Annotated in this window: 12 protein-coding genes and 1 pseudogene; 9 read left to right on the top strand and 4 right to left on the bottom strand. The window is 61.5% G+C overall.

From position 1 onward, the window contains the following. Nucleotides 1–654: 654 nt before the first annotated feature. The gene (rpoD, locus tag J8I82_RS21485; protein WP_209760932.1) at nt 655–2685 is read left to right on the top strand and encodes an RNA polymerase sigma factor RpoD; all 2031 of its coding nucleotides are present in this window, start codon (nt 655–657) and stop codon (nt 2683–2685) included. A gap of 108 nt (nt 2686–2793) precedes the next feature. Here the strand turns inward: rpoD and J8I82_RS21480 are convergent, their stop codons facing one another. After that, a complete protein-coding gene (locus J8I82_RS21480; RefSeq protein ID WP_115666647.1) occupies nt 2794–2997 on the bottom strand; it encodes a cold-shock protein in 204 nt (67 codons plus the stop codon). A gap of 357 nt (nt 2998–3354) precedes the next feature. Between J8I82_RS21480 and J8I82_RS21475 the strand changes: the two genes are divergently transcribed. The 3 genes from J8I82_RS21475 (at nt 3355) to J8I82_RS21465 (ending at nt 6359) form a co-directional block, all read left to right on the top strand. Beyond that, the gene (locus J8I82_RS21475; protein ID WP_209760931.1) at nt 3355–5019 is read left to right on the top strand and encodes an ABC-F family ATP-binding cassette domain-containing protein; all 1665 of its coding nucleotides are present in this window, start codon (nt 3355–3357) and stop codon (nt 5017–5019) included. A gap of 58 nt (nt 5020–5077) precedes the next feature. Next, nucleotides 5078–5254, top strand: coding sequence for a hypothetical protein (locus tag J8I82_RS21470; RefSeq protein ID WP_209760930.1), 177 nt, complete (start codon nt 5078–5080; stop codon nt 5252–5254). A gap of 856 nt (nt 5255–6110) precedes the next feature. Then, nucleotides 6111–6359 carry a hypothetical protein gene (locus J8I82_RS21465; RefSeq protein WP_209760929.1) on the top strand — a complete coding sequence of 83 codons (249 nt, stop codon included), beginning with the start codon at nt 6111–6113 and terminating at the stop codon, nt 6357–6359. 393 nt (nt 6360–6752) lie between these two features. On the opposite strand, the gene J8I82_RS21460 is transcribed toward J8I82_RS21465, so the two are convergent. Further along, nucleotides 6753–8273: a CoA-acylating methylmalonate-semialdehyde dehydrogenase gene (locus tag J8I82_RS21460; RefSeq protein ID WP_209760927.1), complete on the bottom strand. Its 1521-nt coding sequence runs from the start codon at nt 8271–8273 to the stop codon at nt 6753–6755. A 154-nt stretch (nt 8274–8427) separates the two neighbouring features. Between J8I82_RS21460 and J8I82_RS21455 the strand changes: the two genes are divergently transcribed. Next, complete coding sequence (locus J8I82_RS21455) at nt 8428–9369, top strand: LysR family transcriptional regulator (protein WP_209760924.1); 942 nt, start codon at nt 8428–8430, stop codon at nt 9367–9369. 59 nt (nt 9370–9428) lie between these two features. On the opposite strand, the gene J8I82_RS21450 is transcribed toward J8I82_RS21455, so the two are convergent. Next, nucleotides 9429–9650 (bottom strand): SDR family oxidoreductase, encoded by a 222-nt coding sequence (locus J8I82_RS21450; protein WP_245179965.1) that lies wholly within the window; start codon nt 9648–9650, stop codon nt 9429–9431. A gap of 33 nt (nt 9651–9683) precedes the next feature. Between J8I82_RS21450 and J8I82_RS21445 the strand changes: the two are divergent. Continuing rightward, a pseudogene (locus J8I82_RS21445) lies at nt 9684–10205 on the top strand (zinc-binding metallopeptidase family protein); the annotation flags it as partial. 142 nt (nt 10206–10347) lie between these two features. After that, the gene (locus J8I82_RS21440; protein WP_209760922.1) at nt 10348–10914 is read left to right on the top strand and encodes a hypothetical protein; all 567 of its coding nucleotides are present in this window, start codon (nt 10348–10350) and stop codon (nt 10912–10914) included. Nucleotides 10915–11879: 965 nt separating this feature from the next. Here J8I82_RS21440 and J8I82_RS21435 read toward each other — a convergent pair. Next, nucleotides 11880–12788 (bottom strand): LysR family transcriptional regulator, encoded by a 909-nt coding sequence (locus tag J8I82_RS21435; protein WP_209760920.1) that lies wholly within the window; start codon nt 12786–12788, stop codon nt 11880–11882. A gap of 97 nt (nt 12789–12885) precedes the next feature. On the opposite strand from J8I82_RS21435, the gene J8I82_RS21430 reads away from it, so the two are divergent. Together J8I82_RS21430 and lhpI are read left to right on the top strand one after the other, a co-directional pair. Then, nucleotides 12886–16353, top strand: coding sequence for a molybdopterin-dependent oxidoreductase (locus J8I82_RS21430; protein WP_336620906.1), 3468 nt, complete (start codon nt 12886–12888; stop codon nt 16351–16353). Further along, nucleotides 16347–17291: a bifunctional Delta(1)-pyrroline-2-carboxylate/Delta(1)-piperideine-2-carboxylate reductase gene (gene lhpI / locus J8I82_RS21425; protein WP_209760918.1), complete on the top strand. Its 945-nt coding sequence runs from the start codon at nt 16347–16349 to the stop codon at nt 17289–17291. The genes J8I82_RS21430 and lhpI overlap by 7 nt, the downstream gene beginning before the upstream one ends. Nucleotides 17292–17300 lie beyond the last annotated feature (9 nt).

The raw sequence follows: 17300 nt of genomic DNA, 5'->3' as shown, positions 1-17300 counted from the left end.
CGCTCACTCTCAGAAAACTGACTGACCAGATCCGAAGACCCAGTCACGTTTTGCTGTGCGAGCACTGTATAACTTGTAAGCTAAAAGACCGAAGTCTTTCGCATCCGTTAATCAAGCGCCCACACTTATCGGTGTTTGTTTGTTAAAGAACTTTCGCGATTTGCTTTGCTTATCGCGTCGCTGCTTTGTCAGCAGCGAAGGAGCGAGACTATAAAGAAATTTCTTCGATCAATCAATCATTTTCGAAAAAATCTTTATTCTGGCGAGTAACGCCTTGCAGGTCTTTCCCCCCACGGCCTTGCAGGTCTTTCCCCCCACGTTGCGCGGTGCCTTGCAAGGGGGCGAATACTAATGCCTGAACGGCAAACTTGCAAGTCTTTTTGGAAGGGGAATTTGGAGAGCCTCTTTTATCACTTGTTGCCCGCCGCGAGGCCATGGCTACCGGAGGAAGCGCCAGACAGCATGAGCGACGGGAATCAGTCCGATGACTGTTGGCAAACCAGTGGCAATCGCATATTGCACTGCACAACGACCTATGGTATTATTCAAAATCCCCATTCTGCGCACACTGGACTCCGGGAGGCATTCCGGCCTCAAATGTCCGTGCGTCATTCCACGATTTCGTTCGCACCCCGACGGGCTTAACCAGCCGTCATGTCCGCGACGATCGTCGGCCAATCTGTCGAGGAGAGTGTATTGGCAAATTCAGTTCGCGACGATTCAGCATCCCGCTCGATCCCGGTCACATCAAAGACCGGCCGCCGCTCTCCAAAAGAAAAGATCCAAGCAGTCGCAACACCGGTGGAGATCGCGTCCATGGCGCGCCAGGACGAGGAGCGTCAACGCCAGATGCGCGCGCTGATCGCGCTTGGCCGCGAGCGCGGTTATCTCACCCACGCGGACATCAACGATCACCTGCCCGATAACTTTACGCAAACTGCTGCGATGGAGATGATCGTCAGCACATTCAGCGACATGGGAGTGGCCGTGTATGAGCAGGCGCCCGACGCGGAAACACTCCTGTTGAGCAATGCCGGGCCTGCCGCGGCATCCGACGATCAGGCGGATGAGGAAGCGGAAGCTGCACTGTCGACGGTGGATTCTGAATTCGGCCGCACGACTGATCCGGTCCGACTGTACATGCGCGAAATGGGCGCCAGTGAACTGCTGACACGCGCCGGTGAAATTGAGATCGCCAAACGCATTGAAGGCGGCCTGCAGGACATGATTCAGGCGATCGCCGCCTGCCCGTCAGTCGTGTCCACGATTCTTGCAGATGTGGACCGCATCGTTGCCGGCGAACTGCGTATCGACGAACTGGTCGCTGGCATCAGCGACGACTTGAACGAAAGCGAAATAACGCTAGAGTCCGATGAAGCTCAAGTGGAAGCAGACGCCTCCGACGATGACCCGGACGGTGATGATGCTGAAACGGACGCCGGCGATCCGGAGAAAGCGAACGCAGCCCGCCTCGAACAACTCACGCTCGACGGTCTGGCGATTTTCGCGCGCGTGCGGGCACTGTTCGAGCAGCTGCCGGATGTACCCATTGCTGGGAGAGCCCGTTCTGCAGCCGTTGCGAAACTGCGCTCGGAGATCCAGCGCGAACTGGCACCGGTCCGCTTTACGGCCAAGACTATCGACCGCCTGTGTGCCAGTGTGCACGAACAGGTTGCCGAGGTTCGTGCGATCGAGCGCAGCATCCTGGAGATCGCCGTCGATCGTTGCGGCATGCCGCGCGAGGCGTTTGTCGAGTCGTTCCCGGGCCACGAGACCGACCTTAAATGGACCAGCCAGATGGCGGCGACTTCGCGGCAGTCTGGCGCGGCGCTCAAGCGACATCTGCCGGCCATTCAGGCCGCCCAACAGAAACTCATCGACATCGAGGCCAGGGTCTCGTTGCCGCTCCAGCAGCTCAAGCGGATCCATCGCCAGATGAGTGCCGCGGAGTTAAAAATGCGGCAGGCCAAGCGAGAGCTGATCGAAGCGAATCTTCGGCTTGTCATTTCAATTGCCAAAAAATACGTGAACCGGGGTATGCAGTTCCTGGATCTGATCCAGGAAGGCAATATCGGCCTGATGAAGGCGGTGGACAAGTTCGAATACCGGCGCGGCTGGAAATTTTCGACGTACGCCACCTGGTGGGTGCGGCAGGCTGTCACGCGTGCACTTGCCGATCAGGCGCGGACCATTCGTGTGCCGGTCCACATGATCGAGATGATCAACAAGCTGAACCGGATTTCGCGCGAATTCCTGCAACACACGGGGCAGGAAGCGCATCCCGCCGTCCTCGCCGAGCGCATGGAGATGTCCGAGGAAAAAGTGCGCAGTATCCTCAGGAGCGCGAGGCAACCGGTCTCGCTCGAGACCCCCGTGGGCGACGACGCCGACGCGACGCTCGGCGACATGATTGAGGATGTCTCTGCGAGTTCACCAGCTGAGGCCGCGATTCACGCGAACATGCGCGCCGCGATCGATGAGGCACTCGACGGGTTGTCGCCGCGCGAGGCCAAGGTCCTGCGGATGCGATTCGGGCTCGATACGACGTCCGATCGCACGCTTGAAGAGGTCGGCAAGCAGTTCGACGTGACGCGCGAGCGGATCCGTCAGATCGAGATCAAGGCGATGCGCAAACTGATGCATCCCAGTCGCGCTGACAAGTTGAGGCCCTTTCTCGAGCGTTGAGCAAGTGCGGAGGCGCGCGCCCCTTTCGACGCCCTGCTCCGCACCCGCTAGCGATTACGCATAGGCCTGATCGCTGCCCTGACAGGACGCGTTCACAGAGCAGAAAATTTACAGCGGTTTGATGCTCGCTGCCTGCTTCCCCTTGGGGCCCTGCTTGACTTCAAAACTGACCTTCTGACCTTCCTGAAGCGATTTGAAGCCGCTTCCCTGAACCTCGGAGAAGTGCGCGAACAGGTCATCGCCGCCGTCGTCCGGCGTGATGAACCCAAAACCCTTCGCATCGTTAAACCACTTGACGGTACCTGTTGCCATGTTCTGAATTCCAAAGAAGACCAAATTTAGACGCCGCCGGCCTGCGCCAGACGTGTGACTATCTTGTATCACGGTTTAGGCGCCGCCGACAATCCGGGCTTTCGTGAAGTCCGCTGCGCTGTGGTATGACGCTGTGCCGAATGGGCATATTCATCGGCAAGGGCTGCCGTGAGCCCGTGGGCATCTAGGCATGGTGACGACGCGATAAGTGCAACGTTGTCGGACCTTCGCCCTCTTCTGCAACGCGGCCGGTGGGCGCCGCAAAGCACAAGCGGCTCCTCACGCGTGCGGCCAGAAAAGCGACAGCCCTGCACGTCCGTTCGGCTATCATGCCAATCCTCTCCGAAGTAGCTCCCTATGATTTCCGTCCGTAATGTCACGCTGCGTCGTGGCGTCAATGCCGTACTCGACCGCGCGTCCGTCACCTTCAACCCCGGCGAAAAGATCGGACTTGTCGGCCGCAATGGCGCCGGCAAGTCCTCCTTCTTCGGCCTGCTCAACGGCACGCTGCACGAAGACAGCGGCGAGTTCTCGATTCCCGCTGCATGGAAGATGGGCCAGGTCGCGCAGGAGATGCCGGAGACCGAGCAGAGCGCGACCGACTTCGTAGTCGAGGGTGATACCGTGCTATTGGCCGCGCAGGCCGAAGTAGCCGCCGCCGAGGCCAACGACGACGGCATGCGCATGGCGCACGCCTACATGGCCCTGCACGACGCCGGTGCACACGATGCCCCCGCACGTGCCCAAGCGCTGATCCTGGGCCTTGGCTTCAGTGCTGCGCAGCTTAGTCAGCCGGTCAACAGTTTCTCCGGCGGCTGGCGCATGCGACTGCAACTGGCGCGCGCGCTCATGTGCCCGTCCGACCTGCTGCTGCTCGACGAGCCGACGAATCACCTCGACCTCGACGCGCTGGTCTGGCTGGAAGCCTGGCTCAAGCGCTATCAAGGAACCCTGGTAGTGATCAGCCACGACCGCGAATTCCTCGATGCGGTGACGCAGGTGACGGTGCACGTCGACAACGCCAAGCTCGTGCGTTATGGCGGCAACTACAGCAAGTTTGAAGACATGCGCGCTGAGCAGCTCGTATTGCAGCAGGCCGCGATGGCCAAGCAGGCGGACAAGATCGCCCACCTGCAGAAATTCATCGACCGTTTCAAGGCCAAGGCCTCGAAGGCGAAGCAGGCGCAGAGCCGGGTCAAGGCGCTCGAACGCATGGAGAAGATCGCACCGGTGCTTGCCGACGCAGAGTTCAACTTCGAGTTCAAGGAGCCGCTCAACGTCCCGAATCCGCTGTTGTCGATGCTGGACGCGAGCTTCGGCTACCCGGCGCCGACAGGCGCACTGCCGGGCACGCCGCCCACGGTCATTGTGCGGGGCATCAACCGTTCCGTGCTGGCCGGGCAGCGCATCGGCATTCTCGGTGCGAACGGCCAAGGCAAGTCCACGTTGGTGAAGACGGTGGCGCACGCGCTGGCGCCGATTGCCGGCGAAATCAGCGAAGGCAAAGGCCTGAATATCGGCTACTTCGCACAGCAGGAACTCGACGTGCTGCGCCCGCTCGATACGCCGATGGAACACATGATTCGCCTTGCCAAGGACACGCCGGCTCACATGCGCGCCCCTGGCCAGAGCGGAACCGAACAATCCCTTCGCACCTTCCTCGGCACCTTCAACTTCAGTGGCGACATGGTCCATCAGCCGGTTAGCACGATGAGCGGCGGCGAAAAGGCGCGGCTCGTGTTGTGCATGATCGTGTGGCAGCGCCCCAACCTGCTGCTGCTCGACGAGCCTACCAACCACCTTGACCTGGCCACACGCGAAGCGCTAGGCATGGCGCTCAACGAATTCGAAGGCACAGTGATGCTGGTCAGTCACGACCGCGCCCTGCTGCGCGCCGTATGTGACGAGTTCTGGCTGGTCACCAAGGGCGGCGTCGAGCCCTTCGATGGCGATCTGGACGATTACCAGCAGTTCCTGCGCGACGAAGCCCGTCGCATGCGCGAGCAGCCTGCCGCAGAGTAGATGGTCATCGCCTGACATAGTGGGACAATGGGCAGGCGTGACCTCCACAGGATTCGGCGTGAAGGCCGCCATTGAGCGCCTCGAGACTGATTCGAACTTCGGCGTCGAGATCGATCATGAGGGCTCGCTGTCCGAATCCAATAAAAAACTTCTGCGGGGCGCGGTGCGGGAATCGCCCGTTGCCAAGACCTTGGCCAAGCAGCTACGTCTGAAACTAGCCCCCTCCGATCTTTGAATGGGCGCTTCCTGAGATATTCACCGGCCGCTTTGGGTTGCGAATTCAACCGGCGGCAACGGCAAGATCTTGCCTATTGCACCGTTTGCTAGCATCGCCATATCTATACTTTCATCATCATGAAAGTAGCGGATTGGCACTACCCGACGGCTCCTGCCATGCTCTGCAGAATTTCTGCATTAGGGTTTATACTCACCCTCGTCTCCTCCCTTTCACCGAAGGGATTACAGCCCGCCCTTGCAGCGGGCTTTTCTTCTTTGTTCGCCTGGATTCGGGTCTTCTCCCTACCACTGGCCCGTGGTGGCGTCTGGACCGCCAGCAGGGGATCTGCTGGCATTGCCTGTAAGAAGGCTAAGGGGAAAGTAGTCACGCGGGGGCGAAGCAAGCGCAAATCCTGTGCCCATCCTGAAACGAACACCCCGCCGGCATCACCTCGGCTGAGTGTCGGCTGCATCGAACTCAGGACTCCCAACAACGCGCCCGCGGCCGCGTGTCGGCCTCCACAGACGAACTGTGCTCATGCTGCAGACGATCGTGCATTGTCTCGCAGTGGATCAACATGATTGTCGGAGGTTCCTCATCCGCATCGGCTACGTCTGTCTCTGCGGCACTGCGCAGATATATTTGGCGGGAGACAATGGCGACGATCACGATGATGGCGCCGACGCAGAAGGCCCGGGCCACAAATTGAAGGTATCGTGCCATGGAAATCGCACCGGATAGCAGGAGGTAATTTGGTGGCGAGATTACACGAAGATGCTACGCGACTGTGCTACGCTCGTTGCAGGATTGACACCGCACTGGATTCGCCGTAGCGAGGCCGGACGGCGCCTTCCGTAACACCACAATGGGCCTGATGAGCATGCCAAAGACGATCGCGCCCCTACCGCGCGGCCACTACTGGGCCACGCCGCACGCACCCTTCCCACTGGACGGTCCAAACGGCCATGACGAAGTGTTCCCTGGCGCCCACTGCGTCAGCGACGGAAAATGGGTCACCTTTCATAAGAACGGAGAAGAGGTCTGGGCGTGCAATGCCATGTATGCCGCGGCCCATTTCGACCTCGCTCCGGTTCCCAGCGCCTGCGTGTCGAAAGCCGACTGAGGTGCCAGTGACGACGGCAGGCCTCTGCCCTGTCCCTCGCCATCCAACATAACACCCCAGCGCGCTGGCAATTTTTCGGTGTCCGGACGTTATGTTACGCCGAGCTAGTTCCGGCGCCGTCTGCCTTGCCAAGGAAAGCCTCGTCAGCGACCTCACGAGCGTTGCAGTCGATTTGTGAACATCAACAGCACAGGACAAACCAGGTAGTCCGGCCGTCGTCCGACCCTTAGTAGGGGCGAGACTATAGATACGGTCTCGGCTTTGAAGACGGCCGGGCTCAGGCGAAATGATGCAGAAAGCCCCAACCCGCAAGGATGCAGGTTGGGGCTTTGAATATCGAGGTAGCCCTTCGATGCGCCGGCTAACTACCTTTGACCGAGCTGCACTGGATTATTACTTCGCGGTGGGCATGGCGAACTCCGCGCCGCGGGCCGTGTCATTCGGCCAGCGTTGCATGACGCTCTTCTGACGGGTGTAGAAACGGACGCCCTCTTCACCGTAAGCGTGCATGTCGCCGAACAGCGATCGCTTCCAGCCGCCGAAACCATGCCATGCCATCGGAACCGGAATAGGCACATTGATGCCGACCATACCCACTTCAATGCGACGAGAGAACTCGCGTGCGACCTGGCCATCGCGGGTGTAGCACGCCACGCCGTTCCCGAACTCATGGTCATTGACAAGCTTCACGGCCTGAGCAAAATCGTCGACGCGCACGCAGGCAAGCACCGGACCAAAGATTTCTTCCTTGTAGATGCGCATTTCGGGGGTCACATTGTCGAACAACGTACCGCCAGTGAAGAAGCCTTGCTCATGGCCGGGGACCTTGTAGTTCCGACCGTCGACCAGCAGCTCCGCACCTTCCTCGACGCCGATAGCGATGTAGTTCTCGATGCGTTCCAGGGCCTGCTTCGTGACAACCGGACCCATTTCGGCATCTGCTTCCATGCCATTCTTGATGACGAGCTCGCGGGCACGGGCTTGCAGCTTCGGGATAATCTTGTCAGCCACGTCGCCGACCAGCACTGCGACAGAGATTGCCATGCAACGCTCACCGGCCGAACCATAGGCCGCGCCGATGAGGCCGTCCACAGCTTGGTCGATATCCGCGTCGGGCATCACGACCATGTGGTTCTTGGCACCGCCGAGCGCTTGAACGCGCTTACCCAGCTTTGCGCCCGTTTCGTAGATGTAGTTGGCGATAGGGGTCGAGCCAACGAAGCTCACCGCCTTGACGTCGTTGTGGTGCAGCAGCGCGTCCACAACCGTCTTGTCGCCTTGGATAACGTTGAAGACGCCGTCAGGCAGGCCTGCTTGCTTGAGCAGCTTCGCCATGAACAGCGAAGCCGAAGGGTCGCGCTCGCTGGGCTTCAGGATGAAGCAATTGCCGGCGGCGATGGCAACCGGAAACATCCAGCACGGGACCATGCAGGGGAAGTTGAACGGGGTAATGCCTGCTACTACGCCTAGCGGCTGACGCAGCGTCCAGTTGTCCATGCCCGTCGAGACTTGGTCGGTGAAGTCGCCCTTGAGCAGTTGCGGAATCCCACATGCGAACTCAATAATGTCGATGCCACGGCTGACTTCGCCAGCTGCGTCGCTCAAAACCTTGCCGTGCTCGGCAGTGATGATGGCTGCCAGCTCGTCCTTGTGCTGGTTCATCAGTTCGAGGAACTTCAGCATGACCCGTGCGCGCCGAATCGGCGGGGTGTCGGCCCACTTGGCAAACGCAGCCTTCGCGCTAGCTACAGCGGCATCCACATCTTCCACGGTGCCAAGGCGGACCTGGCGAGCCACCGCGCCCGTGGCAGGATTGAACACGTCCTGGGTGCGCGTCCCGGTGCCGCTGTACTGCTCACCAGAAACGTAATGGATGACTTCGGCAGAATCGTTGTAGGGCGCGGTCACTGGCATCTCCTGTTCGTTGTGCGTCTACGGTGAAGGCAGTATATGAACGCTCTACCGGGCGGGGTAGCCGTCCTTTTCCAAACATATTGTTCAGGATTTTGAGTTGCCACCATGCTATAGATACGAAAGATGAATCTATGTAGGCTGGAGAGCGACGACTATGAAACAAGGGAATGTGGAGGACCTTTGGCAGCACTTGCGATGGCTTGTAGTGCTGGACCAGCAAGGGAGCTTCAGTAAAGCTGCCGCGCGGTTGGGTGTGAGCAAGGCGTCGATGAGTCAACACATTTCGGACTTGGAGAAGTCTGCTGGCGTCATGCTCGTCCAGCGTACGACGAGGAGTGCGACGCTTACTGCAGCAGGGAGAGAGCTAGTCGAGTCGACGCGGGGCGCGTTCGAGCAAATCGCCACGAGCTTTTCAAATGTTCGTGACTTGGCGGGCGCACCGCGGGGATTGCTGCGTGTTACGGCGCCTGTGGCGTTCTCTCGGCAACAGTTGATTCCCCACTTGCCTCTCTTTTTGCGGAAGTATCCGGATATCCAGGTTGAGCTGGATATGTCTGACAGAATCCGACCACTCGCGCAGGAGGGATTCGACCTCGCTGTTCGTCATACGTCAGCTCCCCCGGAAACGCATGTTGCGTGGACGCTAGCGTCCACGCGAACAGTACTCGCAGCAAGCCGTTCCTACCTGCGCTCGAAGCGAGTGCCTAATAATCCACTTGAACTTACCGAACATGCCTGCCTGCATTACCCGCGCAAACAGGGCACGCCTACGTGGACCTTCGTGTCCGCCGATGCCAAACGCTCGGACCCTGTAACCGTCCCCGTCTCGGGGCAATTGGCCGTGAACAACAGCGAGGCGCTACGAGACGCAGCGATTGCCGGCCTTGGCATTGCGCTGCTCCCGGATTTCACCGCCCAATCTGCGCTTCAGAGCGGACGCTTGATTGAGGTCTTGCCCGAATGGCGCTCCACGGGAGCTTTCGGAGAATGGCTGTACGCGATTCGGCCCTATGCAGCTCACGCGTCGCGGGTGTCCCAAGTGTTTGTTGAGTTCTTGCGGGAAGCGTACGCGAAGGGCTTTGCGCCCCGTGCCTGAATGCTGCCGACTGACACCAGCCAGTCGGCTCATCCGGTCAATTCAGAGCCTGGGTAATGTCAACAACCAGCACCGCCTGTTGGCCCTGCCACACCGGCATTGTTGACGAGGACGTCCAGCCCTTCGAACTCCTCGTCGATCTTGCTAAAGAGGGTCTCCACTTCAGCCTCGACCGATACATCGGCCTTCACCAGAAGGACGCTTGGATGCCGCGAGGCAAGCGACTTCAGACTCTCCGATGAGACATCGCAGACCGCTACGCGGGCGCCTGCCTGAACCAATGCATCTACATGCTCAAGGACGATCTCAAGGCCGATAGCGGCGGCCTGTCGCCCAATGTGGTGCAGGCCCGCGCCGAGGTCCTCTACCTCATCCGCGCCGCACGCAACGAAGATGCCGCGGCACTCTACGCGCGCGTGTGCGATATCGCGCGTGGTGCCGCGCTGATGACCGGCTGCGAAGTCGAGATTCGCTTTGACAAGGCCTGCTCCAACCTGATGCAGAACACGGCGCTCAACCGGGTCATGTACGCCGAGATGCAGCAGCTCGGCAACCTGCCGGTCGGCGCCCGTGAACGGGAGGATGCGTCGCAGCACCATGCCACGCTGCCCGACTGCGGCGTGGCCGAAGCCGGCCGCTCCCTGGCCAGCGTATTGCGCGGCAAGCCGCCCGCGCTGTTCGATGGCCTGCGGCCGTTCGACCCCAACGACAGCGAACTGCTCTACGGCTCCACTGACGTCGGCGATGTCAGCTGGATCACGCCGACCGCGCAGTGCTGGGTCGCGTGCTATGCGCTCGGCACGCTTTTCCATCCCTGGCAGATGGTGTCGCAAGGGGGATTTTGGCACCGAAATGCTGAAGTGCTGGGATGCGCACCGGCTAGCAGCAACTCCAATCTCTCGAGGAAGTATCCTGATCGGTGTACCCCCACGATTCCTTTTCGGCCGAATGCCTTTGTGCCTCTCTCGCTGCTTGATCATGTCATTTTTGGGCGGGCTGATTGCCGCGAGTCTGCTTTGCCTCGCGGCGTGTGACCAGCGGTCCGCTGATCAAGCACGCTCGAACGTACCAGCGTCGGCCGCGTCTGCGGCATCTCAGGCATTTGCGTCATTCGCCGAGGCGTCTTCTCCTACCCTCCTCCAGTGGAATGCATTCAAAGCCAAGGCTGGCTTTGATGAAGCCACGCCAGAAGAACAGGTCCTTATCTGGGAAATATATCGGGACCAGTTTCTACCCGCCAATGCGGCCGACCAGGGCGTCACCGTCGTTGAGTTGAAACGCCGATTCGAAGCTCAGGTTCCCCGCCCGACGCAAGGCCAGGTCAGCAATGAACGATTTTTGGGCGCCCGCTGCACCCAGGACTGCTCAGGGCATGAAGCGGGCTACTACTGGGCAGCTGACAACGATATCTCTGATCCGGACCAATGCACCGGCGACTCCCAGGCCTTCGTTGAGGGCTGCCAGGAGTATGCAGAGGAGCGCAGAGAAACCAGTAACGATGCAGAGAATCAAATCGCGGGCGGCGATGTGCGGATTGGACGCTGACCCTGCAGGGACAGTTGATGACGGCATCGCAGAGTCTCACCGTTTTTGTATGCTGGTGCAAACCCGTGGCCTTCGACGAACGGCGAGGAGAGGATGCTGCTGTGGGTGCTGCCGATGCGATAGTCTCCCATCGCCAGTCGACATACATTCAAGAACTTCCTACTAACCCAAAGTATCACAGTACGAAAACGGCAAGCGCCCATCCAACTAGGGCCGTTCCTGCAAGGCAAGCGGCAAGCGCCACGGGATCTGCATTCGGATGGTAGTGCATGTAAAGGAGCCTCTTCTGTCGATCTGGTATTCATCAGCAAAGCGCCGGCATTTCTACTCCAAGCCTGCCGAGCGTCCCTGATGTCGATATTTGTTCGGAATAACCTCGCGAACTCATTATTAAAGTAGGCCCCCGAAGACGGGGACGCTTTGCTTTGTCCGCCGACCACTTTGCAATTCATGCCTGGTCGAGTGGAGTCCCTGCTCATCAACTTTGACGGTGCCCACTCAGGTCGTTCGCTTCGGCCCGCTGGGCGCGGGCGTCACATCGGTAGTTGCCGGCGTATAGTGCTAACCGAAAGCCCCGCTCGCGCTGGGCTATTCGAAGCTTCATGGAGTGCCTTGCAAGATGCGTCTCAGATCCGTGCAAGTACTTGTGGCCCTGACCGTGCTGGGCGCTTGCGCCTCGAAGACCGACGGCAGCCAGCCCGGAAAGACTGCCGCGGACCAGCGGCCTGGCGTGCCAGTCGGCCCCACGCGCGATTGCCAGGCGGAGGCCGACGCACTTCTCGGGGCTGCGCCCCTGTCCGTTGTGCGGGCAGTGTTTAACTCCTGCACCGCGGAGAACCGAGGCGGCGAGCCAGGCCAGTGAGGTCCTGGCGTATTCGTTCCGAAAGCGCGCTTGATGGCGGAGGGCAAGCGAATCTGATCGCGATTATTGACCATCACAGTGGATGGGCAGGACCGTAAAGGCGCTAACGGATCGTCTCTCTCAACGCAACCCGCAAGAATTCCCTCAGACTTTGCGTCTGCGGGTCCGCTCCAGCATCGAGCCGCCAGATCAATCCGACATCCATGGACGGCACTCTGTCAGAGAGGCTGCGACGCAGGATGCGCTGCCCTTCCAGCGACCAGGGCCGATAAACGAGATCGGACAGGATAGACACGCCGCGCCCCGACGCCACCAGGCTGCGCACGGCCTCAATCGAACAGCTTTGCAGCCGCACGCAGGGCGTGAGCCCGTACTGCCCCCAGTACTTGATCACGGTGGCGATATGCTCGTCCATGTCGAGCAGGATGTAGTCGTGGCGCGCCACGTCGGACAGGCTGATCTCTTCCTGCTGCATCAGCGGATGGTCCGGATGTCCCCAAAGCTGACGCGCCGAGCGCAGCAGCGTTTCGCATCCGACCTGATCCATCTCGGGCAGGTTGGAAACCAGCAGCAAGGCCAAGTCGAGCTTGCCGGCCTGGATATGCGCCTCGATATCGCCGCGCGGTCGCTCCAGGATCTGCAGCTCCAGCCCGGGAAATTTTTGTTCCAGCGCAGGCAATAGCTTAGGCAGGACGTACGCCGTAATCGTCTCGGTGACCCCAAGGCGGACGACGCCGGTCAGCGTAGCGGGCGTTACCGCAGCCGCGGTGACTGCCTCGCGCACGGCCACGTCGATCTGCTGCGCATGACGCAGGAAACGGATGCCCGCGGCTGTCAGCTTCACGCCCACGGCGTGCCGGGAGAACAGCGGCGCGCCGACTGCGTCCTCCAGCGCCTTGAGGGACGCCGTCATCGAGGACTGCGAAACGTGACAGCGCTGTGCGGCACGCGACACCTGCCCGGTCTCGGCGATGGCAACGAAGTGTTGTATCTGCTTGAGTGTTGGCAGCATCGATTTTTCCGATATTGCAATGTCAAAACTATGAATTAGCTATAACGCTTCATGCTAGCTAGCATCCAGCTCGAAGACAAGTTGCTGGGATCTGGCGATGAGCGAAGTTGAAAAGAAGGGGTTTTGCACGTTGTGCCGTTCCCGTTGCGGCACCATCAACGTCGTCGACGGTGAGACGCTGGTCGCGGTCCGCCCCGACAGCGACCACCCCACCGGCAAGGCGATGTGCCTGAAGGGAAAGGCCGCTCCGGAACTGGTGCACAGCGCCGATCGGATCCTGTACCCCATGCGCAGGACCACCCCGAAAGGGGAAGACGATCCGGGCTGGGTGCGCATTTCCTGGGACGAGGCGCTCGACGACATCGCCGCGCGCCTGCTGCGCACCCGCGCCACGAGCGGCGCCGAGTCCGTGGCGTTCGCGGTGACGACGCCCAGCGGTACACCGCTGTCGGACAGCATCGACTGGATCGAGCGCTTTGTCCGCCTCTATGGCAGCCCGAACATCTGCTACGCCACCGAGATCTGTAACTGGCACAAGGACTTCGCCCATGCATTCACCTTCGGCTGCGGCATGCCGACGGCGGACTATCGCAATGCTGAACTGATCCTGCTGTGGGGCCACAACCCAACCAATACTTGGCTAGCGCAGGCAGAGGCGATCGGAGCTGGCCGGGCGGCTGGGGCCAAGCTCATCGTGGTAGACCCGCGCCAGACGGCCTTGGCCGACGACGCCGACGAGTGGCTGCGCGTCAAGCCCGGCAGCGATGCCGCGCTGGCCATGGCGCTGGCCAACCTGCTGATCGAAGCCAACGCCTTCGATATCGATTTTGTCAGGCGCTGGACCAATGGTCCGTTGCTCGTGCGCCAGGACAACGGGGCCTTCCTGCGCGGGGCCGACATCGGCTTGGCGGATGCCGATAGCCTGCTGGTCTGGGACGCGCGCCAGCGCATGGCGGTGCCGGCCGGCAAGACCCTCGATGACGCGAGGGACATCGCGCTGCGCGGTACCTTTGCCATCCCACTGATGGGCGACGGCGAAGGGGAACCCCTCCAGTGCCAGCCGGCCTTCGCTTTGTATGCGGCGGAATGCGCACGCTATCCGGTCGAGCGCGCTGCCGCGTTGACGTGGATCGCGGAGGGCGATATCCGCCATGCGGCAAACCTGATCGGCGCGGCCGGGCGCATCGCGTATCACGCCTGGTCCGGCGTCGGCCAGAATGAAAACGCCACGCAGACGGAGCGCGCCATTGCCTGTTTGTATGCGCTGACCGGCAGCTTTGACCGCCGCGGCGGCAACCGTGTTTTTCGCAAGCCGCCGTTCAACGCGGTAAGTCGGTTCGACCTGCTGGCGCCGGAGCAGGCGCGCAAGGCGCTTGGGCTGGATGCGCGCCCGCTCGGTCCGCCTGCACAAGGATGGATCACCGCACCGGACCTCTACCGCGCGATCACGGGCAAGACCCCTTATGCAGTCACATCGCTGATCGCGTTCGGGACCAATCCGTTGTTGTCACAGCCCGATGTGGCCAACGGAGAGCTTGCCCTGCGCGAACTCGAGTTCTACGTGCATTGCGACCTGTTCGAGAACCCGAGCGCCAGGTACGCGGACATCCTGCTGCCGGTGAACACACCCTGGGAACGCGAGGGCCTGCGGATCGGCTTCGAAGTGTCCGCCGCTGCCGAGCAACTCGTGCAGTTGCGCCAGCGCATGGTCGCGCCGCGCGGCGAAGCGCGCTCGGACAACGACATCGTGTTTGCACTGGCGGCTCGCATCGGGCTCGGCGAAGCCTTCTTCGGCGGCAGCCTGGAAGCCGGCTGGAACCACATGCTGGCGCCGATGGGGCTGACCGTGGCTGGGCTGCGCCAGATTCCGGAAGGGGTACGCGTTCCGGTCGAGGATGTGGAGATGAAGTACGCCAACAGCACAGACGGTCGGCCATTCAATACGCCGACCGGGCTGGTCGAGTTCTACTCGGAGCGCCTGCTGCGACATAACTATGCACCGCTGCCCGGCCTGCCGGCATCGGCATGGAGCGACGCAGCACAGGAGAGCGGATCGTTTCCCTATCTGATGACGTCGGCAAAGAACGGCTACTACTGCCACAGCCAGCAACGCACCGTGACGTCCTTGCGTCGCAAGGCAATGCTGCCGCAGCTCGACATTTCCGGCGAGATCGCCGCCGCCAGGGATATCCGCACGGGAGATCCCGTCAGAGTGTCGACGCCGAACGGCAGCGCGCGATTTACCGCGCGCATCCAGCCGGGACTACATCCCGCCGTGCTGGTTGGCGAGTATGGCTGGTGGCAAGGGTGCGATGCCATGGGTCAGCAGCCGACCGCCGCGCTTGGCACGGACAGCGCGAACTTTAACGCGCTGATCGATGCGACCCGCCAGGACCCGATCAGCGGCGCCTCACCGCTGCGATCGTGCCGCTGCAACGTGGAACGCGACCCTGCGTTCGATATACGTTGCAGGCGCTGGGAGGGATATCGCCAGTTTCGCATCGTTGCGCTGCGCAAGGAAGCCACCGATGTGACCGCGGTGCACATGGCGCCTGTCGACGGCGGCAGGCTGCCGGACTACCTGCCAGGCCAGCACGCGACCATCAGATTTTTTGTTGGCACCGGCCGGCAGGAGGTGGTCCGCTCCTATTCGCTGACCGGACCTGCGACAGTCACGGACCGCCGCAGCTATGCGATCGCCGTGCGGCATGCGAGGACCCGGCTCGCCAGCGGCGAGGTGGTGTCCGGCGTCGCCTCGTCCTTCATCAACACGCAACGGGCGCTCGGCGACACCATTGAACTGCGCGCGCCCGCCGGTACATTCGTCATGCCGACGCGTACGGCAAGACCGCTGGTCCTTCTTGCCGGCGGGATCGGCATCACGCCATTCATCAACCTGCTGGAATCACTTGTCGATCAACAGGAAGCGCCCCGAATACTGCTGCTGTATGCGAACCAGAACGGCACCACGCACGCCTTCAGGGACCGGCTACGCGAACTGGAAGGACTGATCCCGGCGCTCACGGTCGTCAATTTCTATGACGCTCCCGCAGATGACGACATCCTCGGCAGCGACTTCCAGGTACAAGGGCGCGTCTCCGCGGCGGCCGTGCCGCATGCGCTGCTGGCCTCGCGTCCGCTGGTCTACATGTGCGGGCCAGAGGCCATGATGATGGCGTTTGCCGCCGGGCTGGTCGCCAGGGGTCTGCCGCGCTTCGATATCCAGAAGGAGATTTTCCGCTCGCCGGCGACGCCGAAAATCGAGGACGGGCAGGCCTTCCGGGTCCGGTTTCGCAAGTCGGACACCACTTTCGCGTGGCGCTCCGAACATGGCCCCCTGCTTGGCTTCGCCGAGGCGCGGGGCATTCGGCTGCCCAGTGGCTGCCGCGTCGGCCAGTGCGAAAGCTGCGCTGTGCGGATCGTATCCGGGTCCGTACACCACTTGCATGGCGAGGCGCCGGATGACCCGGGCGTTTGCCTGGCGTGCCAGCGGTGCCGACAAGCGACCTCGTCATTGACGCATGAATCGCCATTCCATTCCTTTGAAGAGCTATCGCCATGCTGAACATCGATGCGCCCACCACGCGGGCGTCCCTGCCGTTCGACCGCCTTGTCACAGTCCTGAAGGACGCCTTCGCATCTGGCTGCGAGGTGCCGTTGCGGCACAACCATACGGTCACCGCTGCGCCGGACGAGCCGGGCACGCTGTTGCTGATGCCGGCGTGGAATGCGGCGAGCGGGTACATGGGCGTCAAGACCGTGTGCGTCTATCCCGGTAACCACCGGCGCAAACTGCCGGGGCTTTACTCTACCTACATCTTGTACCGTGCGGAGACAGGCAAGCCGCTGGCGTTGATCGATGGCAATGAGATTACTTCCCGGCGGACAGCCGCGGCGTCGGCGCTCGCTGCCTCGTTCCTGAGCCGCAAAGACGCCAGTTCGATGCTGGTGCTGGGCGCCGGCCGCGTGGCCAGCCTGCTTCCGTATGCCTACCGCACAGTCCGCCAAATGCGGCGCGTCGGCGTATGGGATATCGATACGGACCAGGCCCATCGGCTGGTCGCGCACCTGTGCGCCGACGGCTTCGATTCCCATGTGGTCGACCGGCTCGATGCCGACAGCTGTGCGGTAGATATCGTCAGCGCGGCAACGTTGTCCACCGAGCCGCTGATCCGGAGGGAATATCTCCGTCCCGGCACCCACGTCGACCTGATCGGAGGTTTTACGCCTGCCATGCGGGAGGCCGATGACACGTGTTTTGTCGGCACCTCGGTGTTTGTCGATACGGACGAGGCCATCGGCAAGGCCGGCGACCTGCTGTCGCCCATCGCCAACGGCGTGATGGCCCGCGAAGACATCCGCAGCGACCTGGCCGGCCTGTGCCGGGCCCGGGATCCGGGCAGACGCTCGGCGCAGGAGATCACCGTGTTCAAGGCGGTGGGGACCGCGCTGGAAGACCTGGCCGCGGCCGCCATGTGTTTCGAGGCTGTGGTGAACCATTAGAACGATCTG

Origin of the sequence: Cupriavidus consociatus (genome assembly GCF_017814975.1) — a bacterium.
GTDB classification, from domain to species: domain Bacteria; phylum Pseudomonadota; class Gammaproteobacteria; order Burkholderiales; family Burkholderiaceae; genus Cupriavidus; species Cupriavidus consociatus.
This window is presented reverse-complemented; position numbering and strand designations above follow the sequence as displayed.

Excerpts from the sequence above, each read along its gene's own strand:
- J8I82_RS21430 (WP_336620906.1), top strand. The coding sequence starts at position 12,886 with ATGAGCGAAGTTGAAAAGAAGGGGTTTTGCACGTTGTGCCGTTCCCGT.
- J8I82_RS21465 (WP_209760929.1), top strand. The coding sequence starts at position 6,111 with ATGAGCATGCCAAAGACGATCGCGCCCCTACCGCGCGGCCACTACTGG.
- J8I82_RS21435 (WP_209760920.1), bottom strand. The coding sequence starts at position 12,788 with ATGCTGCCAACACTCAAGCAGATACAACACTTCGTTGCCATCGCCGAG.
- J8I82_RS21440 (WP_209760922.1), top strand. The coding sequence starts at position 10,348 with ATGTCATTTTTGGGCGGGCTGATTGCCGCGAGTCTGCTTTGCCTCGCG.
- J8I82_RS21455 (WP_209760924.1), top strand. The coding sequence starts at position 8,428 with ATGAAACAAGGGAATGTGGAGGACCTTTGGCAGCACTTGCGATGGCTT.
- J8I82_RS21480 (WP_115666647.1), bottom strand. The coding sequence starts at position 2,997 with ATGGCAACAGGTACCGTCAAGTGGTTTAACGATGCGAAGGGTTTTGGG.
- J8I82_RS21475 (WP_209760931.1), top strand. The coding sequence starts at position 3,355 with ATGATTTCCGTCCGTAATGTCACGCTGCGTCGTGGCGTCAATGCCGTA.
- rpoD (WP_209760932.1), top strand. The coding sequence starts at position 655 with ATGTCCGCGACGATCGTCGGCCAATCTGTCGAGGAGAGTGTATTGGCA.
- lhpI (WP_209760918.1), top strand. The coding sequence starts at position 16,347 with ATGCTGAACATCGATGCGCCCACCACGCGGGCGTCCCTGCCGTTCGAC.
- J8I82_RS21460 (WP_209760927.1), bottom strand. The coding sequence starts at position 8,273 with ATGCCAGTGACCGCGCCCTACAACGATTCTGCCGAAGTCATCCATTAC.